Below are 26,005 nucleotides of genomic sequence, written 5' to 3'. Positions count from 1 at the left end.
CGAGAATGGTCAAATGACGACCGGCATCGCAGGAATAGGCGGGGAACTGGTCAGGCTGTCCGGCGCCGTGTTGCCGCTCGCGAGTGCCGGACCGCTGCTCGACCGTTGCGAGCGGCTTGGCGACGTGGTCGGCCGGTATCGGCTGCGTCGCGCCCTGTCGGGCATTCTGTGCGCCTCCGTTGACGTGATCAGCGGCAGCAAGATATGCCTGCCTGCCGACGAATCCGATTTCCGGCTGCGCGGCCGGTTGCCGATCGAATGGTCGCGCTGCTACTCGAGCGCGCAGCACGCGCAGGGGTTGCTCGGCGTCGGCTGGCGCATGAGTTGGGAAATCACGCTGCGCAAGCTGGACGATCAGCTTGTCTATACCGACGAATTCGGCAGCCAACTCAGCGTGCCGTTTCCGCCGCGCGGGTCGCAGGTGATCGCGTCGTCCGCGCAATTGCACATCGCGCATCTGAGCGACGGACGCCTGATCGTGGCGGATCTGAGGCCGCAGTACCGTGTGTTTGGCGAGTTCGACGCGAACGGAATTTCCCGGCTCAAGTACGTCGAGGATCTGCGCCAGCAGCGGATAGGACTGATCTGGGACGCCGACGGGCGCTTGCTGCGCGTGCGCGGCACATGCGGCCACGAATTGCGGATGCATTACGACTCGCGGATGGGCGCACGTCTGGTTGCCGTCGAGTGTGTCGACGGTGGGCCGACCGGTGCGCTGGTCCAGTATGGCTACAGCCAGCATGGCGAACTCACCGAAGTGCGCAACCGCGTCGGCGAAATCGTGCGCCGCTTTGCGTACCGTGAAAGACGGATCGTCGAGGAGGCCGATGCGCTCGGGATGGCGACACGCTACCTGTGGGAATCGGTCGGGGACGCCGCGCGGGTGGTTCAACGCGTCACGTCAGAAGGCGCGCGCGAGCACTTCGCTTACGACGTCGATAGCCGGACCAGCGCGGTCAACGACGTGTTCGGCAACGAGGCGCGCTGGCGACATGACGAGCAGGGCCGCGTGTTGTCGCACACGGATTTCGCCGGCCGGGATTATCGCTTCGACTACGGCGAGGCCGTCGCGCCGCTCGTCGTGCAACTACCCGGCAAGCGCGTGGTTCGCCTTGAATACGACATGCTTGGACGCGTCGTGTGCGAAACCGATCCGCAGGGCGAGACCCGTTCGACGCAGTATGCGTTTGCGTCGCGCGAACCCGTGTCGGTCGCTCTGAGCGATGGCCGTGCATGGATGTGGGCGCGTAACGATCGGTTGCAGCCGTTGCACTATCAGGCGCCGTCAGGAGAAAACACGCGCTTTGAATACGATGCCGAAGGCGAGGTCGCGCGCTCGACAGATGCGCAGGGAATCGCGACCACCTACACGCGTAATGCATGGGGACAGGTGACACGGCGCACGGCAGCAGGGGGGAGCACGACCGCATATGAGTACGACGCCAATGGCTACGTCGTCAGCGTGACCGACGCGCTCGGCGCCGTTACGCGAATCGCGCGCGACGGCCTCGGGCGCCCGTTGACGGTCACGCGTCCGGATGGACAGATCGAGCGTCACGTGTGGAATGCCGCGGGTCAGCGAACTTCCTTCGTTGGTCCGAGCGGCCGCAGCCGGCACTGGCACCGGGACCGGCGCGGCAATATCGTGCGCGCGGTCGACGAGGAAGGTCATGTGATCTCGCGTCAGTATGATGCGCATGGGCGCCTGGTTCGAATCGAAAGCGCGAACGGCGCGGTGCAGTCGCTGCAGTGGGACGCGAACGGTTGCCGGTCGATCATGGATGCAGACGGCGTCGAGCGCAGTTTCGACTATACGGACGGCGGCCAGATCCGTTGCATCACGTGGAAGGCCGGCGCGCAACAGCGTCGCGAAACGTTCGACTACGACAGCGCCGGCCGCCTGATCGGGCGCGAAACCGTGCATAACCGCTATACGTATCGCTACGGGCCGCGGGGCGCGCTCGCGCGGGTGAGCCGTACACCGAGCCGGGATGGTGAGCTACTCGGCATCGGTGCCGATGAAATCCGCTTCGAACACGACACCGATGGCCGGATCATCGCGGAGCATGGCGCGAACGGCACAATGCGTTATACGTACGACGCCGCGGGTCGCCTTGTCGCGACGCAACTGCCGCAAGAGCAGGAGGTGCGTACGCGTCGCTTCGAAACCGGCGACATTGCAGTCGCCGAACTGGACGAGCGGCGAATCGCGCGTTTCTGGTACGACGCGATGCGCCGCCAGGTGGCGCGCACACAGGGCAGCTTGCGCACACATACGGGCTATTCGCCGCTCGGCTTGCCTGTGTGGTGGCGCTCGGTGACGGGGTCTGACCTGGACACGCCGGGTGCCGCGACAGAACCGGTGATCGAGTTGTGGCGCGAAGCCGACTACAGTCTCGCAGACGTGATCGTCAGAACCGGCGGCGCGGCTGGCGGCCAGACATGGTACGACTATGACCGGCGAGGGTGCCTGTTGCGGTGCGTCTCGGAGAAGCTGGACATCGAGTACTTCACGTGGGACGCCGCGAGCAATCTGCTCGATGCGCCCGGCGGCCACTGGTTCCCGGCCGTCTATCCGGATCACCGGCTACGGGAATGTCGCGGCCAACGGTACGAGTACGACGCGTGGGGACAACTGGTGCGTAGAAGCGGCCGCGATCATACGCTGTCGCTCGAATGGGATGCCGAAGGGCACGTCATTGCCGCGCATTGCAGGGACAGCACGGTGCGCTTTCACTACGATGCACTGGGCCGACGTATCACGAAGCTCGTTGAAGCGGCTTCGACGCGACGAGCACAGCAACCACCGACGCCGGTACGGGATGAGGTCACACGCTATCTGTGGCAGGGCTTCAGACTGATTCAGGAGCAGAACACAGCGGCACTGCGCACGTACCTGTATCAACCAGAGCCCGACCGCTCGATCGGCCTCGCGCCGCTCGCTTGCGTGGACCAGACACTCTCGGACGATGGAACGCCAGAAAACATGAAGGTCTATCACTACCACACGGACGTGGCGGGTACGGCCGTCGCGCTAACCGACGAAAACGGACGGGTGGTGTGGCAACGGCGTTATCGAGCGTGGGGCAATCTCGTTGCGCAGGAGTGGGCGAGCAGTGATGGGTTTGCGCAGCCGCTTCGTTATGCCGGTCAGTATTCGGATGATGAAACCACGCTGCATTACAACGGTGCGCGTTTTTACGATCCTCACTCGGGCCGCTACGTCAGCCCCGATCGCACCGGTGACGGCGGCGTCAGTCCGTATCGCTACGCGCCGAATCCGCTGACGTGGTGCAATCCTCTTGGCCGCGCGACGCCGGAACCGTTTCCGTACGTTGCCGAAGGCGACACGTCATGGATCGATGGCGCGTCGAACCCGGCTCAATACGTTGCCGTCGTTGTCGAGCAATTCCACGACGCAATAGGCTGGGATCCGCTCAAGCTCTGATTCGAATGTCGCATGGAAGTCGAGCCAGTCGTTGTTCCGGTGTCGGCAAAGGCGGCCAGCATCGACGATTTCGCGGCGCAGTTCGGTGTCACCTTGGTCGTAGATTGTAGCGACGGCGGACGCGGCGACCGGCAATGGGTGTTCGATGCCGTGCATGAGCGCATGTTTGTCGAAACTATGCCGATGCACGCATACGCGCACGTCATTTGCGCGTAGCAGCGAGGCTTTCCATGCCGCTTCGCTGACAGGCTGCACGCCAGGCACGGGCGCGTCGTCGTTGAGTACCGACTTCTGGATACCGCGCAGCGCAAAACTGATGCCTGCGTACGCCTCGTAATCGGCTAGCGTGCGTTCGGCGCCGAGTCCGTACTTGCCGAAATCTTCCTGCGGCCACGGCTCTCCGTCGACGCCGAGCAGCGCCCGATTGCGCTGAAACGAGCGTTGATTGCGCTCGTTCCATGGCTCCTCGATATCACCCCGATCCTTGGCCTCCTGAGTATGGTCGTTCCAGATCTTGACGCGATACGAGCGCTTATATTCGTGCCAGGCGATCAGCCGGTGCGGACAGTACAGGTCATAGCCGTGAGTGAACGCGCGGACGGCGATCGAGATCTCCTCGCCGAGAAAGAAGTAGTGGGGATCGTGTTGGACCGCTTCGGCAAAATGGCCGTCGGCGAATGCGAAGTGAGCGCTAAAGAAGCGCGTTCGGACAGGCTGACTGCGCGTTCTCCAGTCGGCGAGTCTCTTCGAGCGAAATACCACTACCCCGTCACGGTTGAAGCTCGAATAAGCCAATATTCTCGGCTCATCGCTTTTTAGAGAGTCGTGATTCTCGGGGTCGTACATCGGAAGATAGGTGGTCAGCACCGGTTTGGGACTTTGGTCGCGCAATGATTCGAGCATGTCGATCACGAGTGTGTCCCACTCGCTGACGAAGCGGTGATGCGAGTCGAGCTGCAGCGTGTAGCGTTCACCGCCATAACGTTGCTGGAGCAGGTTACGAGCCCAGCATGCGCCTTGCGACATCATGTGCGGCACATCGATTAGCTCGATTTTCGCGTCACGATAGCTCAGATGCTGGACCGCCCAGTTGTCCGTCTGTTCGGTCCGCCATTTGCCGAAACCCTGTTGCCAGAACTGGCCTACCGTTTCGTCGGGTGCATGCTGCCAACACGCGACGATACGCAGCAAATCCGGCCTTCTTGCCTTATGAATGAAATCAAGCAGAGTGGGTATCAATTGCGGATCGCGATAACTTGCGATCTGCACGAAGATCGAATTCGGCGGTTTGACCGGAAAATGGGTCATGCTGAGCACTTCGGAAAAACGTCAGTAGTGGATAGTCGGCTCAAAGAATGGTCATGGTGATCGTTGCGGTCGCCTGAATCTTGCCCGCCGCTGGCGTTGCAGTTCCGACGCGCAGCACGGTCGCTTCCAGTTCGAACGGCGATTGCATCGCGCCTCGCGGTGTATGAACGAGGGTGCTGGTCGGATCGTTGGGCTTGAAAATCGTGTTGGTGGCAACTTCCCGCAAACGAATCGCGAGATGTGTCGCACCGGTGTTTTTCAACATGCTGCTATTTTCGGTATCGGGGGTTCCGGAAAGTACGGCAGTGATCGATGCCGGTGGCGTGGGACCGGTGCAGAGCACCGTAAAGTCGACTGGCTGGGTCGGGCCTGCCGTAGACGACACGTCGCTCGGGCCGAAGGTGCCGAAGTCGATGTTCAGTGTGCTGGTATTGACCGTGCAGCTCGGGAGTACCTTGACGTTGATGCCGCCGCCCGTGATGGTCACGACCCGACTGCCGTCACCATTGGCGATGCCGGTTCCTATCGTGTTGAACAGCACGTTGACGTTGCTCCCGATGTCCCCCGTTTTGACCAGCTCGATCTGAAATTGCGAGCCGATGCCAAAGCGGCCATAGATCACCTGATTGGGCTCGCCAGCCGAAAAGTTCGATGTGAACGGAAGTGACGAATTCGTGCCGGTCGCACGAAGATAGGTCACGCGAAAGCCGATTCCAGGGATATTGGTGTCGTACACGCCAGAAACGGTGGACGGTGTGGCGCTGAAATAACCGAATGCGACGGTGCCGCCGTTCGTGCAGTCCGTGAAGTTCGCATAGGTGGCGTACGCCGGCGACAGGCCCGTGGCGATCACCGAGCCGATTGGCAACGCCGGATCGATCGACACCGAGCTTTGCTGGAACGGTATGTTCACCACTAACGGATTTGCCGCGATGTAGCCTTGAGACAGCAGTTCGGTAATCTGCGCCGGCTTCAGCTGCTCGCATGCGGCGAACGCCAAATGGGGAATGGCGAGGCAAACCAGGACGAAAAACTGGATGAGTCGTTTCATTGGAAATTGTTGGTTGAGCAGCGGACGAATTGGGCTAACAGAAAAGGAATGGCGTGCTCGATTCCTCAACTGTCGATCTCATCCCATTTAGCGAGTAAATCGGCGGGAATGATATGGGCGAGTTCTGAAAACCGTTTGCCCACCATTCGTTCCGACTGGCGCAGCAAAACAGCGACGGGGCTGCTCGGTTCGTTTTGCTCGAACCACATGCGGGTTTCCTGGATGGCCGCGAGCGCGCTCCAGCGATCCATGGGAGAAACGGGGGCCGTTGGCAGATCGAGCGGCCCATCGGCCCGCGGAATCGCCGCTGCCATGGCGGCGGCCGGCGGGGAAACGGGCTCGGCGTCGTTTACCGCCTTGAGGGCGTGGGCGGCCACCGGCGCGGACGCGCCGCCCCCGTCCACCTGGTGCTGCGCGAATGGCTGCAGCGCTCGGGACAACGCGCCGAGATCGGGCGCATCGGCGCCGAGCGTCTGATCGCACCATGCGGCAATGCGTTGCGTCAGACGTTGCGCTTCGACCAACGCGGCAATCGTCGCGTCGCGTCGGCCCCACAATTCCTTGAGCAACCGGACGACGGATTCAGGGGCGAGCGCGTCTTTCTGGCGCGGCGTCGCGAATGATTTTTCGATATCGCGCAAATGCAGTTGCAGCCCCGCAGCTCTTGACATCGGGATGTCGCGCACATCGGCCAGCGCGCCATCCGGCTCGACGAGTCCCCCGATCGCGTTCACAAACATCGCCGGATCGCGTTCGCCATCGAACACGGGCAGCGGGTGGAGTGCTTCGCCGTAGCATTCGAACATCGCCATCAGGAAGGCGAGTCCGTCGCGCAGGCCGACCGCGCCCTCGAGTCGGGTTCGACAACGTAGCAGGATCACCGCGAGGCGGATGTCTTTCGTGCGCAGCAGCAGCGCGCGGCAATCCCGCTCGATTTCAGCCCAGTTGGCCGACGGCGGAACGTCGACGAAGTCACCGTATTGCGCTTCGACGCGCGGGGCCGCGGCCGCCTGCAGCATCACGAAAGCCGGATCGTATTCGAGATCGGGACCGCAAGGCGCGTCCGCCGAGACCGGCTCGAGCAGGTCCGCGTAGCGCAGCACGGCGGTGGGAGTGTTGGCGTTCATGCGAAGAAACTCCGGGTCAGTCGTTGTACCGTTCAGGTTCGAAAACCATGCCGACGACGGGAAGGTCGTCGAGGGCATTACCTAGCCACGTCGAGTAGCCGAGTCTTTGCGACGTGCCGATGCAGGCGGGCGGCGCCGCCCGCGGCTTGACGAGCAGTTTCACCTCCCACACGTATTCGTGGCCGACGAAGGCCCGCACCCATTCGACGAAGGTCGGCAGGTCTTCCCCATGCGGCGTGAGGCGCAGATACTGGTCGAGATCGAGCGGGCCGACGACGAGCCGGAATTTGTGCTGCTGGTCGGGAATCGCCTCGCCAAGCTGCGCGCATTCGCCGATGATTGCCGCGGGCCCCGGCACGCCGAGCTTGGTATGTTCCGATGCGCAAAGATGGATCCAGTGCTGCACGAATTCCTCGATGCGCATCGGGACCCCGAAGTAATGCGAGAGTGTTGCCGCGAGGCCGTGCGGATTGCGCGCCTCGCGCACGAGGTGCGCCGCCGCGCTGTAGCGCGAGTGCGTGGGCAGACACGACTGCTTCGCCTCGGCCGGGTCAACGCCGGTCAGACTGGCGACATAGAAGGAGAACGCTTCGTCACCGGCGCGGTCGAGCGACGCAGTGGCTTGCCCCGACGCCCATGCACGATAAAACTGCGACAGTGCGCGGTGATGGAACAGATCGACGAGCCCGACTAACGCATGATCCTGGTGGCTTTCCACCCGGTTGTGGGCCAGCTCCGTCATGTGCAGCGGCAGCGGCCCCTGCGGTCCCCACAGGCCGAGTCCGAACAGACGCACGTCGAGACGGCCGTCGCGCGTGCCGAGCGATGCAATCTCGCGCGGCGCAAAGGCCAAAGTGGGTTGCTGGCCGATCCGGAACGGCTCCTGTTGCGGCAGGCGTGCGGTGCCGGGCAGCGGCATCAGCGGGTCGCGGGCGGAGATCGCGCGCAGGAGGCTCAGGAAGCCGGATTGCCACGGCGAGTCGGGATCGAACCACGCGCCGAGCGATCGCGGATCGAGCGACGAACGCGTTGGCGCCGCGGCGCTCACAAGTGCCACATCCATGCTCATACCGCTCCGCGTCCGCCCATGCGTGGCCGCCACTGCGTGATCAGGCCGCGTTGCATCGAACGCAGTTCGGTTTCGGTGAACACGTTGATCGATACGTGACGAGCGAGGTAATGCTCCAGCACGAGGCCGAACAGATACGGGCTGATGCCGGAGAAGCCCGTTTCGTCGACCGTCAGTTCACAGCGCACGCCACGCCCATAGACGAGTAGCCCGTCGCCGGGCAGACGCCGGACCACGGGTTCGGTGCGCGCGCCGATGAGCGCCTCGATCTGACGCGCCTGTTCGCGCTCGCCCGGGGTGATGAAGAGGCCGAGCATGTTACGCAGTGCCTGGCCGCCGTCGCCGTGGTCGAGTTCGGCGAGCGGCATGTAATTGAAGCTCAGCTGCCGGATCAGACGCCACGCTGTTTCACCGCTCGCGTACGGCGCGCGCGGCGCGCTCGGCGGATGCACGAGACGCACGCCCCCGACCGGCACCGAGTCCGCCATCGTGAGGTCGGACTCACGGCTACGCGGGATCAGGCGTGGCAGGTCGCGATTGGTGACCCATGCTTCGACTGACAGGTAACGGATGTCGTCGCCGTACGGCGCCTCCGCCTGATCGACGAGCGATACGTAGACCTCGGTGCCGACATACGGCGTACGGGTGCCGTACTTGCGTGTATTGGCCGACAGCGCGCGCTGTTCGCGGCGCACCGAGAAATAGCGGCCGTAGTTGCCGACGTCGCTGTGCAGGGTCTGATAGAGCGGATTGAATTCGACTTCGAGCGATGTTTCCGCGCGCTGACCGAATACGCGCGACACCGAAAAGATCTCGTAGTCGAGCGGCCGGGTGCGGTCGGCGAGTAGATGGAAATCGGTTTGAGCACGGTTGATTTCGACGCGGTCGGTGCGCTTGCGGAACAGGTTGATGATCGGCGTGCAGAACAGCAGGAAACGCGATGCGTCGACATGCGTGGCCAGCTCTTCCGGCAGACGGTCGAGCAGCAGCACGATCTCGGCTTCCTTGCTGTCCACGCGCGCAAGCCCGGGCGCGAGCTGCGTCAGCGCGAAGAAATAGAAGCGCTGGCGGCACGCGAAGTATTCCTGCAACAGGTTGTGGCCGTGAAATGCATTCCACGTGAGCGGCAGCAGCCCCTGGTCCGCTTGCAGACCTTCGAATTCGACTGGCGTTTTCGCGACCACTTGCCCTTCGTCTCTCGGCGCGCCATGCGCGCGCACTACCGAAGCGACGCTGCCAGCGTGGATCAGCTCGAACAGATGTGAAGCGATGCGCTCGTCGCCGCCGATGTAAATAGGCAGCCGGTCGAAGTTCGTCATCTGGTTGAACTTCACTTCGCCGGTTGTGCGCAGGCGAAGGCGTAACGCGCCGCGCAATTGCAGGTGCGGCAACAGATGCCGATCGGTGTCGGGAATATCCGGCGGCACGGCGGTGAGCCGCGCTTCCGCGATCTCGATCGGCCATAGCGTGACGTCCTGGCTGCTGCGGAACTCGCACGCGGTCTGCTCGCCGGGCGGGATCGCCGAGCGCAGCATGCTATGCCGGGGTACCTTGAGCCCTTTGGTGAAATCGCCTTCGCGCAGGCTCGGACGCAGTTGGGCGACTGCGATGGACGGCGTGGGCGCGACGTAGTTCGGATAGATCACTTCGAGCAGGCGTTGCGTGAAACGCGGAAACTCGGCGTCGAGTTTGATCTGCGTGCGCGCCGACATGAAGCAGAACGCCTCGATGAGCCGCTCCACGTACGGGTCGGCAACGTCGATCCCCTCCATGCCGAGGCGGCGCGCGATCTTCGGGTGTCGGGCGGCGAACTCGCCGGCCATTTCCCGCATGTATGTCAGTTCGCGGCTGTAGTAGTCGAGAAATTGTGGATCCATGTCAATTTCCCCTGCCGGCGTCCGGCTCGAACGTGACGTGATTCGTTTCGATGTCGAACGCGCTCTGGATACGGAATTCCAGCGGATAGGGCGACCAGCGCATGAGGCCGTGAATCTCGAACATGAGCTGGTTGTAGCGTACCGGGTCCTTGCTATTGAGCGGCCGGATGCGCAGTGATTCGGGTATCAGACGCGGCTCGAAGCGGACGATCGCGTTGCGCACCATCTTCTCCACGGTTTCCCAATTGCGACTGGCGAGGTAGCTGCCGGACAACGCGGGAATGCCGTAATTGACGACCGACGCGGCCAGCATCGGGTAGCGCGTCATGTCCATTTCGTCGTCGAGGTTCGTCGTATTGAGCAGCAGGCTCAGGTCACGCTGGATGATGCGGCGCATGCCTTCGCTGTTGGGCGCGTACGCGTCTGGCCGCTCGCTGCGCTGCGCGGGTGCATCGTCGAGCAGCCGGTCGATCAGCGACGGCATATAGGCTTGCCGGTGTCGGGCGTCGGACGCGTTCATGGCCGCTCGTCGTAATTGAACCGGCATTCGCCGATCTCGAGCATGCCGAAGTCGCCCTTGTTGGTGGTCCATGTTTTCTGGCCGAGCGCGATCACGCCGGTCTCGCCGACATCTTTCCACGTCGTTTTGCGTGAGAGCCTGATGGCAAAAGGACCGCTTTCCGAGCCGGGATAGCGCACCGACAGGTAGCCGCGCAGGACAGTCGCGTCGCGTAGACCCACGACGGCCGAGCGCCAGACGAGGTCGGTCAGCGCGGTGACCGGACCGAGCGTCAGTGATTTCATCGAGCCGAACGGAACCCAGCGATAACCGCCCGCGACGGTCAGCTCGCAGACGGGACCCAGCCGGCTATCGCTGTCGGTCAGCCATTCGAACTCGCCGATCTGCGTGCTTTCGCCGCGCGTGGGCGGCGCCGCGTCCAACGCGGCGCGGCGCAGTTCGTCGGCGGCAGCGAGGTTGCCCTCGCCGAGCTTGACGTTGGCCTGCAGCAGTGAATGCACCCACGCAGGCAGCGGGTCGATCTCGCCCGGCATGCGCTGACCCGCGAACACCTCGGTGCGGAACATCTCGCTGCGAATCAGGCTACGATACATCTGGGCGCGCGATGTGCCTTCGGGTTCGAGCGTGGCCCACGTCTGAAGCTGCCGTAGCGCGCGTTCCCATTCGCCGTCGAGGCACAGCAGCTCGAACAGAAGCCAGCGTTCGCGCGCGTTCGACGGATGCTTGCGCACGTTCTCGATGGTTTGCGCCTTGAGTTCGCCGTAAGTATGCGCGTCGAGCAGGCTTTGAGGTGCCGGGGTGCCCGACGTGGGCAGGTCAGTGGGTATGTTCATCTGGAAATTCAGTCGCTTCGTACTCGATCGAATCAGGCATGGCGATGTGGCTGTCCATGCTGACCAAATGGTGTTCCTCGCGCACGAGCTGCGGAGTCCGGCTCGCACGGTGTGAGGTAACGCCGCGCGGCGCGAGCAGCGTGAGGATTTCTTGCGTTTGGTCTGCCTTGAAAATCTGCCCGGCATCGAACGAGTCAAGGCTCTCGAGCAGCGTGTCGATGTTTTCTCCTTTCGTGAGCAGGTCGGATACGGATAATTCGGTTTGCGAAGGATCGACAAGCTCCGCGAACGGATCTTGCGGCGCCAGAATGGCCGACTCGACTCGATCCGCGCTTGTCGCCCTGGGCTCGTGCGCGTCGCCGCTCTTCTGGCTCAGCAGCGCCTGACGATATTCGAGCGTCAGTGCGGCGAGCGGATCGGATGCGTCGGAGCCGGCTGTCAGGAATTTCGCCAAGCCGTCGGGTTCGACGCGCTCCGGCGCATGCGGATCGCGCCGCAACTGCAGCGGATCGTCATCGTCCTCGCCGGCGAGCGCGATCAATTCGCTGAATTCGTCCAGCTTCGGGAGCGCGGGCTCGATGCGGTCCGCGGCAGGCGCTACAGCGGACGGTTGCCCCGCGAGCAAGTCTTCGGCCGCGTTCAATGCTTCGCGCGGTGGATCAGGAGAAAAATCGGGCATAGGCTGAAGGTCTGCATGATTGCCCGGCCGAGCGCAACGCGCACGCTCCGGGCCAGCGCGACTGGTGCTGCCCGCGAAGGCCTTCGGACTTGCGTCACTCCTTTCGGGCAGATCGTTTCGCGAAACAGCAGGGGCGGGCCCGACAGACTGGATTGTCCGCGCGAGCGTTCTGAGCGCGTGTGCTTCAAGGGGAGAGTGCTCCCAGCGAGCCTGATATCCGGTCATGGCCTGACCGGTAAGCAAACGCGGATCAGATCTGCCTGGAAAGCGTGCATTCGTAAAAAGTCTCTCGGGGCGGAAATAAAAGAACCGCCAGCGCAAAGTGCGGGCTGGCGCCTGAAGATGTGAATGCTACTTCGCGCAACTCGAGCGGAATATGGGCGACGGCCCAAATACAAGCAGCGATCAACCAGCTATGCTTTGTCGCTCGATCAGTCTGGTCTGCGGGCTTGTTCCGATACCCGAGCGCAGCGCGCAGGATGTCGAGGCAAAGCCGCGCCTTTCCGCTACAAACGTCTCTGTTTGCAATCTCATCATGTCCATTTCACGCCACGCGCTGTTCGGCAAGCTCGGCGCGACGCTCTTCCGGAGCATCGAATCCGCTACGGCGTTTGCCAAGCTGCGCGGCAATCCATATATCGAGCTCGTGCACTGGCTGCATCAGTTGTTCGCGCAGTCCGATAGCGACCTTCACCGCATCGTCAGGCACTGCGGCATCAGCCACGAACTGCTCGAGCGGGACCTGCAGGCCGCGCTCGCCGCGCTTCCTTCGGGTGCGAGCGCGCTCACGGATTTTTCGCATCACGTCGAGGCTGCGATCGAGCGCGCGTGGGTGGTCGCGACGCTGGCATTCGGCGAGCGTCGGATTCGCGGCGCATGGCTGATGGCGGCGCTCGTCGAGACGCCGGAGTTGCGCCGCATGCTGCTGGCCATGTCGCCGGAGTTCGGCAAGATTGCGGTCGACGGCCTTCACGACGCGTTGCCGGCGTGGATTGCCGGTTCCCCCGAAGCGGAGGACGCCCCGTACGACCAGAGCGACTTTTCGTCCGCGGTGCCGGGCGAGGCGTCCGGTGCGCTCGCGGCATCGGCGAAGGGCGCGGCGCTCGCCCAGTTTTGCGCGGATCTGACCGCCCGCGCGCGTGCCGGTGAAATCGATCCGGTGGTCGGCCGCGAGGTCGAAATTCGCACGATGATCGACGTGCTGTTACGCCGGCGCCAGAACAATCCGCTACTCACCGGAGACGCCGGGGTCGGCAAGACGGCGGTCGTTGAAGGTCTAGCGCGCGCGATCGCTGCCGGCGAGGTGCCGCCGAAGCTCGCCGACGTGCGGCTGTTGAGCCTCGACGTCGGCGCGCTCCTTGCCGGCGCGAGCATGAAGGGCGAGTTCGAGGCGAGGCTAAAGTCCGTGCTCGAGGAGGCGGCGAAGTCGCCGGCGCCGGTCGTATTGTTCGTCGACGAGATTCACACGTTAATCGGCGCGGGAGGGCAGGCCGGCACCGGCGACGCAGCGAACCTGCTGAAGCCGGCGCTCGCCCGCGGCACCCTGCGCACGATCGGCGCGACCACGTGGGCCGAATACAAGCGGCACATCGAGAAAGACCCGGCGCTCACGCGGCGCTTCCAGGTGTTGCAGATCGCCGAGCCCGAGGAACCGTCGGCGCTCGACATGGTCCGCGGACTTGCGCGCACGCTCGCGAGCCATCATGGCGTCGTGGTTCTCAACGAGGCGATTCGCGCTGCCGTGACACTGTCGCATCGCTATATTCCGTCGCGTCAGTTGCCGGACAAGGCGATCAGCCTGCTCGACACCGCCTGCGCGCGCGTCGCGCTATCGCAGCATGCCCCCCCGCGCGAATTGCAGCGGATTCGCGAACGCCTGCAGGCCGCGCGCGTCGAAGCCGAGCTGCTCGGTAACGAGGCCCGCATCGGCCTGTGCAGCGAGGCCGCGTTGGCTGACGTCAACGCGACCATCGCGACGCTCGAGGTCGAGGAACATGTCGTCGAAGCCGCGTGGCAGGCGCAATCCCATGCGGCGAAAGCGCTGGCCCGCGCTCGCGAAGTGGCGGTCGAGTGCGCCGCCGAAGCGGTGCCTGAAGCCGAGGCCGCGGCGTCACTGGAAACTTTGCGCGAGCTGGAGCGGACGTTATCGAGCCTGCAGGCAGACAACCCGCTCGTGTTCCCGGAAGTCGGCGAAGCGATCGTTGCGGAAATCGTCTCCGACTGGACCGGCATTCCTGTCGGACGCATGGTGACCGACGAGGTCAGCGCCGTTCAGGTGCTGCCCGCCACGCTCGCGGCGCGCGTCATCGGCCAGCAAGACGCGTTGCAGCAGATCGGCGAGCGCGTGCAGACGGCGCGCGCCGGCCTCGCGGACCCGCGCAAGCCTCTCGGCGTGTTCCTGCTCGCGGGGCCGTCCGGCGTCGGCAAGACGGAAACCGCGCTGGCATTGGCCGAGGCGCTCTATGGCGGCGAGCAGAACCTGATCACGATCAACATGAGCGAGTATCAGGAGGCGCATACGGTGTCGGGACTCAAGGGCGCTCCGCCTGGCTATGTCGGCTACGGCGAGGGCGGCGTGCTGACCGAAGCGGTACGCCGGCGTCCATACTCGGTCGTGCTGCTCGATGAAATCGAAAAGGCGCACGGCGACGTGCACGAAATGTTCTACCAGGTGCTCGACAAGGGCTACATGGAAGACGGCGATGGACGCTATATCGATTTCCGCAATACGACGATTCTGATGACCAGCAACGCCGGCTCCGACCTGACCGCGAGCCTCTGCGCGGACGAAATGCTTGCGCCCGACATGGATGGTCTGCGTGCGGCCCTCGCGCCGGAATTGCTCAAAGCGTTTCCGGCTGCGTTCCTCGGGCGCGTGACGGTGGTGCCGTATCGTCCGCTGGGCTCCGAGTCGCTCGCCCAGATCGTGCGCTTGCATCTCGATCGGGTCATTCAGCGTATGGCGGACAACAACCGTGTCGCGCTGAGTTATGCGTCGGAGGTGGTCGATTACATCGTCGGGCGCTGCCTCGTGCAGGAAACGGGGGCGCGCCTTTTGATCGGCTTTATCGAACAGCACGTTCTGCCGCGCCTCGCCAGGCAGTGGCTCGATGCATTTGCGTCGAAAAGCGCGCTCACGCATGTGACGATCGAGGTGGCCGACCCGGCCAAGGCGCCTGCCGAGGCACTCGTGTTCCGGTCTTTGACCGGCGCGTAGCCGTTCACGACCCCGCTCGCCGGCCCCTGACCGACATCGCCGCGCATCTTGTCGCCAGCCGGTGATGTTGCAGCGCTTCGAGCGACAATTGCGCGAACAGTCCGAGTTTGCCGAGCACCGATCCTGAAAAAGGTTCGCGTCACTGCGCCGGAATAGTCTATAAAGACAAAAAGGTCCGCATCATGAAATTGGCACGCGCGAAGTGAGGAGGACAAATGAAACACGCCGGAAAGCGGGTTGGTCGTTCCAGACGGGCCACTGAACCTGATGCGCGCCTTCCATACCAGCCGTATGAACGCGCGTGAGCGGCTCAGATGCGGTCATGGTAAATTTTCAGCGCTGCTGTGCTGATCGTATGCGCCATCCATAGCTAGCAAGCATAGTTCGAAATCCGTTAAGCCTTTCAATTGCAACCGGAATAACTGGAGAACAACAATGCTTTTCTTTAATGATGGTTTCACATTCCCGAATTTTCTAGCCGACGTTTTTTCCATCTTCATCTTTATCCTGTGGTTCTGGCTGCTGATCACGGTGTCGAGCGACCTGTTTCGCCGTCATGACGTGTCCGGATGGGGCAAGGTTCTGTGGGTGATCTTCCTGATCGTCCTGCCGTATATCGGGATCTTCGCGTACCTGCTCACGCAGCATCGCGGCATGGCGGAACGCGAACAGGCGCGGGCCAAGCAGATGCGCGAAGATCTGCGCAATGTGGTGGGCTTCAGTGTCGCCGACGAACTCGAAAAGCTCGATAAGCTCAAAGCGTCCGGTTCCATTTCCGACGAAGAGCACGCGCGTCTGCGCGCCAAGCTCGTGCAGTAAGCGGCAAGCGCCTGATTGCAGCCATGAGCGGGCGCGCACGCAACCTGGCCAGCCGTGGCTTCGCAGTGGTAAGTGGTTCCCCCGTTCGGCGCGGTGTGAGCGCAATGCACGAGCCTGTCGGCTGCATCAGGTGACGCCGGGTTTTCAGACCGTCGCACGCGACTGGTCGCGCGATCGAACGTAATGGGAGGAATCCATGCTTATCCGCCTCGCCCGCGTTCCGGACGCTGCCGCGCGAAGCGCACGCGCGTCGCGGGTCGTGCGCCGCGCCGCGCTCACCTGTGTGACCGCGTTGATGCTCGCGGCCTGTGTGCAACCGTGGCAGCAATTCGAGGCCGGCCAGGATCAATCGGCGATCATTGCCCGGCTGGGGCCGCCGCGCGAAGTCTATGACCTGCCGGGAGGCGGCCGCCGGCTGATGTGGCCGACCCAGCCGATGGGCTCGACCACCGTCGCCGCGGACGTCGACGCCGCGGGCAAGATCGTGAACGTGCGTCAGGTCTTGCAGCTGAACGAATTCAGCCGCGCCGAAATCGGCAAATGGACGCGCGACGATGTGCTGATCAATTTCGGCCGCCCCATGCAAACGCAGTTTTTCCGGCTTTCGCAACGTGAAGTCTGGTCTTATCGTTACACCGAAAACAACATCAACCACATGCTGTTCAATTTCGCGTTCGACACCGATGGGGTGTTGCGCGAGACGCAGCGCATGCCCGATCCATTGTTCGAGCGCAGTTTGCGGCGGTTTTGAGCGTGCTTTCCGTCGCGGCGGCTACAGGCTACAGCAACGATTCGATCGGCATAATCGACAAAATCCATACGCCGAGCCGTCCGTACCACGTCGTATTCGGTTCGGTATCGTGGCGGATTTCGGTGCCGCCGTTGCGCTCGATCCAGTACAGCTTGCCGTTTTCGTCGAGATGCACCGCATAGGCGACCTTCGGCAGCAGGGCGAGAAACTTGCTGTCGACCCGCGTCGCGAGATCGGGACTGTCGATCACGAGGCCAAGCTCGGTATTCAGATGCGCGGAGCGCGGATCGAAGTTGAACGAGCCGACGAAGACCCGTTTGGAGTCCGCAACGAATGTTTTCGCGTGCAAGCTCGACCCGGAGCTGCCGAAGGGCCCCGGCGACTGTTCTTTCTTGTATGCAACGCCTGGCACGCGCCGCAATTCGTACAGATGCACGCCGTTTTTCAACAGCTCGACGCGCCGCTTCATATAGCCGGAGTGCACGGGGGTGACATCGGTCGCTTCGAGCGCGTTCGTCAACACGCGCACATCGACGCCTTGGGCCGCGAGCCCGCTCAAATATTGCGTGCCCGTGCTGGCCGGCACGAAATACGGCGAGATGAGGTCGAGCGACTGGGTGGGCTGGCCCATCATTTCGCGTAGCTGGTGGCCAATCAGCGCTTCGGGTGGTGCGTTGTTCAGAGCCTTTGCGGGATCGTCGCTGATCATCTCCGTTTTGGCCCAGTCCAACGTCAGCTTATGGTCGAGCAGATTCTGCACGACACGGGAACCGCGCAGCGCCTCCTGATAGGCCACGGCCGCGGGATCCTGCTCGATCGCCTGAGCTTTGCGCTCCAGCCCGGCCAGCTCGTCGACGCTCTCGTGCGGCAGAATCCGCTCGACCGGATACGCCGAGGCGCTGGCCCAGTAGCGGTCGAAATCGTGCGAGACGTCGGCAGCGGCCGGCCCGACCGCGAGCACGTCGAGATCGGCGAAGACGACGCCGTCCGTGGCATCGAAGTACTCGTCGCCGATGTTGCGGCCACCGAGGATCGTCGCGGTGGCGTCGGCGGTCAGGGACTTGTTGTGCATGCGCCGGTTGGCGCGCGAAAAGTCGGTCACGAAGCCGAGGAATTTCGGGCTGCGCACGACGAAGGGGTTGAACAGCCGCACCTCGATGTTCGGGTGCGAGTCGAGCGCCGCGAGCGTCGGGTCGAGCGCGGAGGCGATGCCGAGATCGTCGAGCAGCAGGCGCACGCGCACGCCACGGTCCGCCGCTTCATGGATCTGTTCGAGCAGCAGCGTGCCGGTCAGGTCGTCGCGCCAGATGTAGTACTGGATGTCGAGCGTGCGTTGTGCGGAACGGATCAGGTCCATGCGCGCGGCAAACGCGACATGCGGGTCCGACAGCGGATAAATGCCCGCCAGCCCCGGATGCGCGGCAAGCTCAGGCGCTACCGCGCGACCGAGATCCGTGGTGGCGGCCACCTGCGGCGGCAACGCATGTGACTCCTTGCGATCCTCGAGCGACGGCAACCCTTTGCAGCCGGCAAGCAGGCTTGCGCACAGCAGCGCGCAAAGCGCGCCCCGCCAGCGACGAAGCAGGAACGACAGGTGGTGTGTCTGCGCGTGCATGGAGTCCAGGTCTTCCTTCGGGGCGCGCACACACTTGCACGCAGTTTGGATCGGATGAGAAGAATACTATGAGCGCATGCCCCTCGGTGCACGGCCAGGCGCACTTGTTGCGCGAAGCGCTTTGTCCGATCATAAGGGCAGACTGCGCGAATTCGAAGGGGGGCCAACCCGGCTGCAAATCGACCGGATCGGTCCTGCGCGACCGCGGTCATTCGGTCCGCGCCGGCTTAAAGGGCGGTTCATTGCACCTTCGGGCGGATCGCCCACTCTGGAGTCGAGCAACGTGAAGATCTCCCGCTTGCTGCTTGCCAGCGTGCTGCTTTTCGTGGCGGGCACCGCGCTGCAGATGATATGGCCGCTCGCGCAGCCGGCCTCGTATCACCACTTCGCCGATCAACGCTCGCTCGGGTCTCTGCATAACGCATCGGACGTGCTGTCGAATGTCGTCATTCTGATCGCCGGCCTGCTCAGTCTTGGCTGGGTCTGGCGGCATGCGTCGAACCAGCCGGCGCAATTTCCCGGCATGGTCGTCGCCGCGTTCGGGCTGCTCTTCACCGCGTTCGGCTCGGCTTACTACCACATGGCGCCGACCGATGCGACGCTGGTTTGGGATCGTCTGCCGATGACCATCGTGTTCGCTGGCATCCTCGCCATGCTATGGACGTCGTGGAGCGGACAGCGCGTAGGCTGGCCGCAGATGCTGATCATGGTCGTGGTGTCGCCCGCCACCGTCGGCTACTGGCTGCTGTTCAACAGCCTGTGGCCTTACGCGATTCTTCAGTTCGGCGGGCTGATGCTGATTGTCGGCATGACGCTCACGCGCAAGGTGGACGGCGCGTTCGCGTGGACGCTCGTGATCGTCTTCTACGGGATCGCGAAGGTTTTCGAAAGTCTCGATTGGCAGATATGGGAACTGACGCATCACCTGATCGCCGGCCATGCGTTGAAGCACGTGTCGAGCGGTCTCGCCGGCGCGGCGATGATTCTGGTCGCCAACGCGCCACCGCGCTCGGTCGCGGGCATCGTGCCGCCGCAGCCGGGCGGCATCGAACATTCGCGTACGCCGCGCTGACGCCGCGCCATGGCGACGCCTCGCGCCGTTCGGCCAGCCGGGTTGCGCTGAAATGAAATGCGCGGCTGCGGCCACGTCACGTCGATGACGTTCCTTGTTCCTTCTCTCCCAACGTCACTGAGGCACATACCACGAATACGTCGGCAACGCGCTCAGCGGCGGCGTGCCGATCTGCAGCGTGACGGCGCGCAGCGACGTCAGCTCGATGCTGCGCAAATCGCCCATGTAGCGACGCACATCGCCGTTGTCGTTGATATATGCGACCACGTCGCCCGTGATGCCCGCGACGTTCGTGTTCGTCAGCGGCTCGCCCCAGATGTCGAAGAAGTCGCCGAGCGTGAAGTTCGTGACCGCCGGCGCTTCGATATGGATGATGCCGGTGTTGTCGTGCGTATGCATCTCATAGTCGCATTGCCCCAGGATGCCCACGTTCGCCGGTAACGCGAGCCACTGGCCGTCCTTGATGATCGCGAGGTGAGCGTGGACGTGATACAGCACGTTCATGTTCGGCGCACAGGTCAGGCCGTCGACCGGCGCGCCTGTGCCGCCCGCCGACGTGGTTCCGTTCGGCCAGAACGAGGAGCCGACCACGCCAAGATAGTCGAGCGTGACTTTGTTCGGGTCGAACGGCGGCGGATCGGTCCAGGTGTAAGTGGGCACCTGAGTGAGCGGCGTGCCGATCATGATCGTGATTTCGGCGTGCGGCGTCAGCACGAGACTCGCGGGGTCGCCCGTGTATTGCGTCAGCTTGCCGCCGGCATTGACGTAGATCGCGATCGGCGAGCCGGTCAGGCCCGCCACGTTCGACGTACTGAGCGTCTCGCCCCAGATCGAGAAGAATTGACCGAGCGTGTACGTGGCGCCGGTCGTTGCGTCCATATGGATCTTGCCGCTCGAATCGACGGTATGCACCGGATACGCGCAGCCGGTCGGCGCGGCCACGGTCGGGTCGACCATGCCGATGTTGGGCGGCAACGTCAGCAAGCTGCCGTTCTGATAAATCGACAGATGCGCGTACGTGTACGCGGTGCTTCGCAACGCGCAGTTCAGCCCGCTGACGGGCTGTCCGGTCCCGCCTGAAGGCGTGACGCCCGTGGGCCAATGGGTGCCGCCGAGCGTCGTGCCGTCGATGATCGGCGTCGCGGCCGCGAGCGTCGGCGTCGTGGCGGCCGCGCTCGAGGCCGGTGTCGGACTCGATGCAGGCGTGGGACTCGAGGCGGGCGTGGGACTCGATGCAGGCGTGGGACTCGAGGCAGGCGTAGCACTCGAGGCGGGCGTGGTCGCACCGGCCGCGCCGGCGCTGCCGGTATCCGCACCGCTGCCGCCCCCGCCGCCGCCGCAAGCGGTGAATGTCAACACCAGACTCATTGCGACCCATCGCGACATTAGCCGTGCCAGCATCTCGTACTCCATGCCGTGAGGTAAGAGGGATGCGTGCAGGCGGGCAAACACGCACAGACATCGGGCGACACGACAGACATCAGGCGGATTGCGCACGGCCACGCGCCGCGCGGGCTTCGCTGCGAGGATTCGTCTGCTCGTTGCCACAGCATGTGATGCAAGCGCGAGCGTCGGAGCCCGTCAGAGCGTTGAAACCATTTGATTCAGCGTAGCAGATGAGTCCCCCAAACCGATCCGGCGCATCACAACGTTTCGCGACATTCTGTTGGCGCGTTTCGACGTGTCGACCCCGGGATTTGCTGGCGAAGCGATCTGTCGCGCTTTTTGTGGGGTGTCATCGTTCTGTGCGAAGATCAGTCCTGTCCTTCGCGCGAGCCCGTTTTGAAAGCGGATCGTACGGCCGGCGCCTGCGTCGCCGTCGCCCTCATCCTCGGGGCGGCGCCCAGGCGAACCCGTTTGCCGACTCATGGAGCACTGACCGATGACCGACAGATTGCAGGCGTCCGTATACGTAGTGGTGTTGCTGCTGATCGTGGGCTGGCTGCTATATATCGGCCGCGTGGTTTTCGTGCCGATCGTGTTCGGTGGGATGGCGGTCTACGTGGTGATCGACCTCACGCGGCTCCTGCAACGCATTCCGGTGATCGGTCCGCGCTTGCCAAAGCAGTTGCGCTATGGACTCTCGATGTTCCTGATCGGGGCCGCGATCTTCCTGGCGGTCGATATGGTCGTCGCGAACTACGACGCGCTCGTCGCGCTCGCGCCGCGCTATCAGGACTCGGTCCTGCTGATGTTCCACAAGATCTCGACGCTGCTGCATCTCGAAAGCGAGCCGACCTGGGAGTCGCTGCGGCGGAACATGCTCACCCAGCTGAACATTCAGGCGATGGTGACCGGCATGCTCGCGTCGCTGTCATCGGTGATCATCGACCTTTTCGTCATCGTGCTGTACGCGAGTTTTCTGCTGGTCGAGCGCAGGACATTCGGCGACAAGTTGACCAACATGACCGCCAATTCGGCCAACGCGGCACGGATCAAGGCGGTCGTCACCGATATCAACCGGCGCATTGGCGCTTATCTCGCGCTGAAGACGTTTCTCGGCGTGCTGCTCGGCGCGATCTGCTGGCTCGCGATGCGCAGCATCGGCCTTGAGTTCGCCGGGCTATGGGCGTTGTTGACGGCGCTGCTCAACTATGTGCCCTACATCGGCTCGGTGCTCGCAGTCATGTTTCCGGTGCTGATGTCGGTGCTGCAGTTCGGCGATCTCGATTCGATCCTCGTCGTACTAGTGTCGCTGAGCGCGATTCACTTCGTGATCGGCAATATCCTCGACCCGTATCTGACGGCCAACTCGCTGAACCTGAGCCCGTTCGCGATTCTCGCGAGCATGGCGGTGTGGTCGGCGCTGTGGGGCGTGCCGGGCGCCTTTCTGGCGGTGCCGATCACCGTCAGCATGACGATCATCTTTTCCGAGTTCGAGATGACACGGCCGATCGCCGTGCTGCTGTCGAAGAACGGGCGGCTCATTTACGGCAAGACCGAGCAGACTGTGTGAAGCGGCCGCCGCGGCCAGTGGTGGCTGCGGCTGTCCGTCAAACTGGACGCTTTCTGGCGTCGGCTCCAAGGCGAAATCATGCCCCGCTCACATGACCTTCACATTCCGCCGGCCGACACCGACGCACTCGAAGACCCCGCGCTGCTGCGGCGGCTCCTGCGCGCGAAAGACCGCATCGATGCCGCCTCGCACGAAGCCTGGCCGGTGCGGCGCCTGGCCGATGTCAGCGGTGTGTCGGAGGCACACTTCGCGCGTTCGTTCAAGCGGGCTTTCGGTCTGCCGCCGCACCGGTATCTTTTGACGCGGCGCATCGAGCAGGCCACCGCGCTGCTGCGCGACACCGACCTCGGCATCACCGACATCGCGTTCGCGACAGGCTGGGAAAGCCTCGGCACCTTCGGCCGGATCTTTCGCGACATCACCGGCCTGAGTCCGGGCGAGATGCGCGGTCAGGCCCGCGCCAACCAGTCCGGACTCGATCGCGTGCCTGCCTGCGTGCTGAAGGCCGCGCAGCGCCCGGACCTGACGATCGCAGTTTTGGAGAAGCGCCGCCGCGCGGCCGGCGATACAGTCGAGCCCTCAACCAGGGAGGAGTCATGAATCAGGGTATCAATGTGATCGGTATATATGTCGACGACCAGGACGCGGCGCTTGCGTTTTACGTCGACAAACTCGGATTCCGTGTCCACACGGACGTGCGAAACGGTACCTACCGCTGGCTGACCGTCCACCATCCGGAGCAGCCCTATTTCCAGTTGGGACTGTTCACACCCGGGCCGCCGGTTCACGATGAAGCGACCGCGCAAACGCTGCGCGCGATGGTCGCCAAGGGAGCGATGCCGCCATTGGTGCTGTGCGTTGCCGACTGTCGCGCGAGCTACGAGCAGTTGAAGTCGCGTGGCGTGGAATTCACGCAGGAGCCGGTGGATCGTTTCGGCAGCGTCGATGCGGGCTTTCGTGATCCCGCCGGCAATGGATGGAAGATGATCCAGGCGCCTGCGGGGAAGTGAGCGTCAACGAAGCGTCATCAGGGCCGCACGGTGGCGTATACGGCCGAGGGCGCGTCGTGCGATCGCGACGCGCCCTCGGCCGATGGACCATCACTGCTGATGCTGCTGCAGATACTGCCTGACGTCGTTCAACGTCACACGGCCCGAATGCGCGGTATCGATCTCGTCAAAATGCTTCGCGATATAGCCGAGCCCATTGCTTTGCGCCTGGGACCTGGTGATCGAGGAGCCGTTGCTGAACACCGAATTCGCGCCCAGCCGGTTCTCGACACGCTGCTGAGCCTGCTGCTGCAGCGCCGAGCCGGTTGTCGGCGCGACCGCGGTGACGCGGCCATGAGGAAAGAACGGACCGTCCACGCCGTGTCCGCCGTTGGGTAGCGTGACTGGCGCCACCGGTTGAGGCGGCAGCGCGTGTGCGCTGCCGGCTACCACACCGAGGACGATCAACGCCAGCGTACGTCGCAAGATATCGATTGAAGACATGATCATTCGCCATAGAGAGTAGTCGGAGGGTCTCGCGCGAAGCGAAACCACCATCAATCAGGGCGCGGCCGCGGCGACCGCCTCGCTCGTCGGCGTACCGGCTGGCGCTTCGTCGGTCCACGGCTGCGGCAATGTCGCGAGCGTGAGTGCCCCTGCTATCGGCGCGTCACCATAGAAGGCCGCGAGATCCGCCTTCATCTGCGGGCGCGCCACGTCATCCAGATAAATCATATGTCCGCCCTGGAAGAAGTTGACCTGCAGATTCGGGTTGAGACCCTGGACAGTCTTGAGCCGCGCGAGCTGCTTCTCGGTGTTGAAGAACGGTGTGGCGAGATCGTGGAAGCCGTTTTCCGCCAATACCTTCAGCTGCGGATTCAACTTCAGCGCGCCAAGCAGATCGGGGATCGTGTCGGGCAAGGGCTGGCCCGCGTGCGAGAAGTCCCAGACCTGGATGATCGCGTCGTTTAGCGGCATATACGCCGCCTTCGGCGCCGTGTAGCCGAGGTAATCCGGCATCTGCGTCGCCAACGCCTTCGTGAACGGCTCCGAGATCAGGATGTCCGATGGATCGCCATCGGTCTGCAGACGCGAGTCCGAGTTGGGCAACGACACGCGCCCATCGTAGCGGCCAATCGTCGAGCCCGGCACCAGCGTGATGTTGAACGGATTGATGTTGAAGTAGCCTTGCATCGCCTGCAACGTGAGCCCGGATTCGGCGTCCCAGACCTTTTCGAGCCAGGTCGGCGGGAAGTTCGGCGGTCCCGCGTAAGTGGGCGCGCCGAGCTGGCTCAATGTCCAGTACAACGAGTAGTTCTTGAACAGGTTGTAATTGGCGGTCACGAACCCCTCGCTGCGAAGCGCGTAGAGCGCCTGATTCACGGGCGTTGGCGAGACCTGGTTGTAGTACGCCGCCACCTCGGCATAGCCCGGCATGTAGCCGGCGAGCGTATCCGTTTCGAGCGCGAGCTGAGCGGGCGAACCTGTGATGGCCACCGCCTCGATCGCATCGGCGAAGTAGTTCAGGATCGAAGACTGCAGCGTGATCCCCGTCAGATGCACACCGGCCGATTCGAGCGCGAGCGCGAGAATGTCGGTGCGAGGCGTGCCGTACGATTCGCCGTACAGATAGATCGGCGAGCTGCTGCGCGAATTGACCGTCAGGTAACGGACGATGAAGTCGCGCATGATGTTGGCGTCCGCATCGGTGCTCCAGTAGGTCTGGTTCGTGTTCGGCAGGATCGCTTCTGAGAGGCCGGTGCCTGGAGGATCGATGAACACGAGGTCGGTCGTGTCGATCAGGCTCTCGGTGTTGTTCACGAGCGGAAAGTTCGGCCAGCTCGTGCCGTTGAGCAGCGGATCGGTGGTCGCGACGCGGGTCGGCGCGAACGACCCGAGACGCAGCCAGATCGACGAAGAGCCCGGGCCGCCGTTATAGACGAACGTGACCGGGCGCGGCTTGCCATTCGTGCTCGGCGCCGTGTAGGCGACGTAGGACATCGTCGCTTCGGGTGCACCGCTCGTCAGATCCATTGCGGTCAGGTGACCCGTGGTCGTCGTGTAGTTGACGGTGGTGCTGCCGGACGTCCATTGGTAATGCATGATCGCCGCCTTCTCCGTGACCAGCGATGCGGCGATGCCGGACGTCGCACTCGTCGAATAGGAGGTGAGATCGGTGTAGGGCTGATTGGCGGACGGCGCCTGAGGCGCGGATGCAGCTTGCGCCTGATTGGCGACCTGCGTCATGCTGCTCGGTACCGCGGACGCCGACGGCCCCCCCTCGCTGCCGCCGCAGCCCGAGAGGATGACGATTCCGAGTGTCGTCGCGCATAGCGCGGCCAACCGGCTGTGACGACGGGCGCGGCCATCGTCGGTATTTCTTCTGTCTGTTTTCATCGCGTTCCCTGGTGAGTGATACAGCTACGCAAAGGCCGCTTATTTCAACGCATTAATTCAAAATACCTGCATGAATATTTCCATCTGCTTTCCGTGATGTACTATCGAATGGATAAAGGTATTCCCTGTCGATTTATATCGACATTTCAAGGTGAATTTAAATATTGAATCTTTCCGATGCTTACAGCAAAAATGAAAATAGGATGCGAAGCGAGGTCTTGTCAAGGATCAGACAGTGATTATGCGATTCGATGTAAAAAGGGCGCACGGCCGAAGG

Annotated in this window: 20 protein-coding genes; 8 read left to right on the top strand and 12 right to left on the bottom strand. The window is 63.3% G+C overall.

What is annotated here, in order from left to right; all coding sequences use genetic code 11:
- Positions 1-13: 13 nt before the first annotated feature.
- Positions 14-3,448: an RHS repeat-associated core domain-containing protein gene (locus LJ655_RS11880; protein WP_230561430.1), complete on the top strand. Its 3,435-nt coding sequence runs from the start codon at positions 14-16 to the stop codon at positions 3,446-3,448.
- On the opposite strand, the gene LJ655_RS11875 is transcribed toward LJ655_RS11880, so the two are convergent.
- The 8 genes from LJ655_RS11875 to LJ655_RS11840 all read right to left on the bottom strand — a co-directional run bounded on the left by LJ655_RS11875 (position 3,353) and on the right by LJ655_RS11840 (position 12,233).
- Entirely contained in the window at positions 3,353-4,756 is a 1,404-nt protein-coding gene (locus LJ655_RS11875) for a GlcNAc-transferase family protein (protein ID WP_230561429.1), read from the bottom strand. The two genes, LJ655_RS11880 and LJ655_RS11875, sit on opposite strands and share 96 nt — an antisense overlap.
- A gap of 40 nt (positions 4,757-4,796) precedes the next feature.
- The gene (locus tag LJ655_RS11870) at positions 4,797-5,807 is read right to left on the bottom strand and encodes a fimbrial protein (RefSeq protein ID WP_230561428.1); all 1,011 of its coding nucleotides are present in this window, start codon (positions 5,805-5,807) and stop codon (positions 4,797-4,799) included.
- Between the two features lie 65 nt (positions 5,808-5,872).
- Positions 5,873-6,934: a type VI secretion system protein TssA gene (gene tssA, locus LJ655_RS11865; protein ID WP_230561427.1), complete on the bottom strand. Its 1,062-nt coding sequence runs from the start codon at positions 6,932-6,934 to the stop codon at positions 5,873-5,875.
- A gap of 16 nt (positions 6,935-6,950) precedes the next feature.
- Positions 6,951-8,003, bottom strand: a complete 1,053-nt coding sequence (tssG, locus tag LJ655_RS11860; RefSeq protein WP_425605796.1) for a type VI secretion system baseplate subunit TssG — start codon at positions 8,001-8,003, stop codon at positions 6,951-6,953.
- Complete coding sequence (gene tssF, locus LJ655_RS11855) at positions 8,000-9,880, bottom strand: type VI secretion system baseplate subunit TssF (protein ID WP_230561425.1); 1,881 nt, start codon at positions 9,878-9,880, stop codon at positions 8,000-8,002. Before tssF ends, tssG begins: the two co-directional genes overlap by 4 nt.
- A gap of 1 nt (position 9,881) precedes the next feature.
- On the bottom strand, positions 9,882-10,400 hold the full coding sequence (gene tssE, locus LJ655_RS11850; RefSeq protein WP_230561424.1) for a type VI secretion system baseplate subunit TssE: 519 nt from the start codon (positions 10,398-10,400) through the stop codon (positions 9,882-9,884).
- The gene (locus tag LJ655_RS11845; RefSeq protein WP_230561423.1) at positions 10,397-11,233 is read right to left on the bottom strand and encodes a type VI secretion system accessory protein TagJ; all 837 of its coding nucleotides are present in this window, start codon (positions 11,231-11,233) and stop codon (positions 10,397-10,399) included. The genes tssE and LJ655_RS11845 overlap by 4 nt, the downstream gene beginning before the upstream one ends.
- Entirely contained in the window at positions 11,217-12,233 is a 1,017-nt protein-coding gene (locus tag LJ655_RS11840; RefSeq protein WP_230561422.1) for a TagK domain-containing protein, read from the bottom strand. The genes LJ655_RS11845 and LJ655_RS11840 overlap by 17 nt, the downstream gene beginning before the upstream one ends.
- A gap of 214 nt (positions 12,234-12,447) precedes the next feature.
- On the opposite strand from LJ655_RS11840, the gene tssH reads away from it, so the two are divergent.
- The 3 genes from tssH to LJ655_RS11825 all read left to right on the top strand — a co-directional run bounded on the left by tssH (position 12,448) and on the right by LJ655_RS11825 (position 16,699).
- Positions 12,448-15,129: a type VI secretion system ATPase TssH gene (tssH, locus tag LJ655_RS11835; RefSeq protein ID WP_230561421.1), complete on the top strand. Its 2,682-nt coding sequence runs from the start codon at positions 12,448-12,450 to the stop codon at positions 15,127-15,129.
- A 435-nt stretch (positions 15,130-15,564) separates the two neighbouring features.
- Positions 15,565-15,948, top strand: coding sequence for an SHOCT domain-containing protein (locus LJ655_RS11830; protein WP_230561420.1), 384 nt, complete (start codon positions 15,565-15,567; stop codon positions 15,946-15,948).
- 196 nt (positions 15,949-16,144) lie between these two features.
- Positions 16,145-16,699 carry a hypothetical protein gene (locus LJ655_RS11825; RefSeq protein WP_230561419.1) on the top strand — a complete coding sequence of 185 codons (555 nt, stop codon included), beginning with the start codon at positions 16,145-16,147 and terminating at the stop codon, positions 16,697-16,699.
- A gap of 28 nt (positions 16,700-16,727) precedes the next feature.
- Here LJ655_RS11825 and LJ655_RS11820 read toward each other — a convergent pair whose 3' ends face one another.
- A complete protein-coding gene (locus tag LJ655_RS11820) occupies positions 16,728-18,314 on the bottom strand; it encodes a phospholipase D family protein (RefSeq protein WP_230561418.1) in 1,587 nt (528 codons plus the stop codon).
- A gap of 283 nt (positions 18,315-18,597) precedes the next feature.
- Between LJ655_RS11820 and LJ655_RS11815 the strand changes: the two genes are divergently transcribed.
- The gene (locus LJ655_RS11815) at positions 18,598-19,386 is read left to right on the top strand and encodes a hypothetical protein (RefSeq protein ID WP_230561417.1); all 789 of its coding nucleotides are present in this window, start codon (positions 18,598-18,600) and stop codon (positions 19,384-19,386) included.
- 114 nt (positions 19,387-19,500) lie between these two features.
- Here LJ655_RS11815 and LJ655_RS11810 read toward each other — a convergent pair whose 3' ends face one another.
- Positions 19,501-20,787 carry a hypothetical protein gene (locus LJ655_RS11810; protein ID WP_230561416.1) on the bottom strand — a complete coding sequence of 429 codons (1,287 nt, stop codon included), beginning with the start codon at positions 20,785-20,787 and terminating at the stop codon, positions 19,501-19,503.
- A gap of 481 nt (positions 20,788-21,268) precedes the next feature.
- Here LJ655_RS11810 and LJ655_RS11805 point away from each other — a divergent pair, with 481 nt between their 5' ends.
- The 3 genes from LJ655_RS11805 (at position 21,269) to LJ655_RS11795 (ending at position 23,352) form a co-directional block, all read left to right on the top strand.
- Complete coding sequence (locus tag LJ655_RS11805) at positions 21,269-22,342, top strand: AI-2E family transporter (RefSeq protein WP_230561415.1); 1,074 nt, start codon at positions 21,269-21,271, stop codon at positions 22,340-22,342.
- A 78-nt stretch (positions 22,343-22,420) separates the two neighbouring features.
- The gene (locus LJ655_RS11800; RefSeq protein ID WP_230561414.1) at positions 22,421-22,942 is read left to right on the top strand and encodes a helix-turn-helix domain-containing protein; all 522 of its coding nucleotides are present in this window, start codon (positions 22,421-22,423) and stop codon (positions 22,940-22,942) included.
- On the top strand, positions 22,939-23,352 hold the full coding sequence (locus LJ655_RS11795; protein ID WP_230561413.1) for a VOC family protein: 414 nt from the start codon (positions 22,939-22,941) through the stop codon (positions 23,350-23,352). The genes LJ655_RS11800 and LJ655_RS11795 overlap by 4 nt, the downstream gene beginning before the upstream one ends.
- Positions 23,353-23,442: 90 nt before the next feature.
- Here LJ655_RS11795 and LJ655_RS11790 read toward each other — a convergent pair whose 3' ends face one another.
- Both LJ655_RS11790 and LJ655_RS11785 read right to left on the bottom strand, forming a co-directional pair.
- Complete coding sequence (locus LJ655_RS11790) at positions 23,443-23,841, bottom strand: 2-oxoglutarate dehydrogenase (RefSeq protein WP_230561412.1); 399 nt, start codon at positions 23,839-23,841, stop codon at positions 23,443-23,445.
- A gap of 51 nt (positions 23,842-23,892) precedes the next feature.
- Positions 23,893-25,728 (bottom strand): S10 family serine carboxypeptidase-like protein, encoded by a 1,836-nt coding sequence (locus LJ655_RS11785; RefSeq protein ID WP_425605795.1) that lies wholly within the window; start codon positions 25,726-25,728, stop codon positions 23,893-23,895.
- Between the last annotated feature and the right edge of the window lie 277 nt (positions 25,729-26,005).

Source organism: Paraburkholderia translucens, from assembly GCF_020881035.1.
GTDB classification, from domain to species: Bacteria; Pseudomonadota; Gammaproteobacteria; order Burkholderiales; family Burkholderiaceae; genus Paraburkholderia; species Paraburkholderia translucens.
The sequence above is the reverse complement of the archived record's forward strand: the minus strand, read 5'-3'. Positions and strand labels throughout refer to the sequence as shown.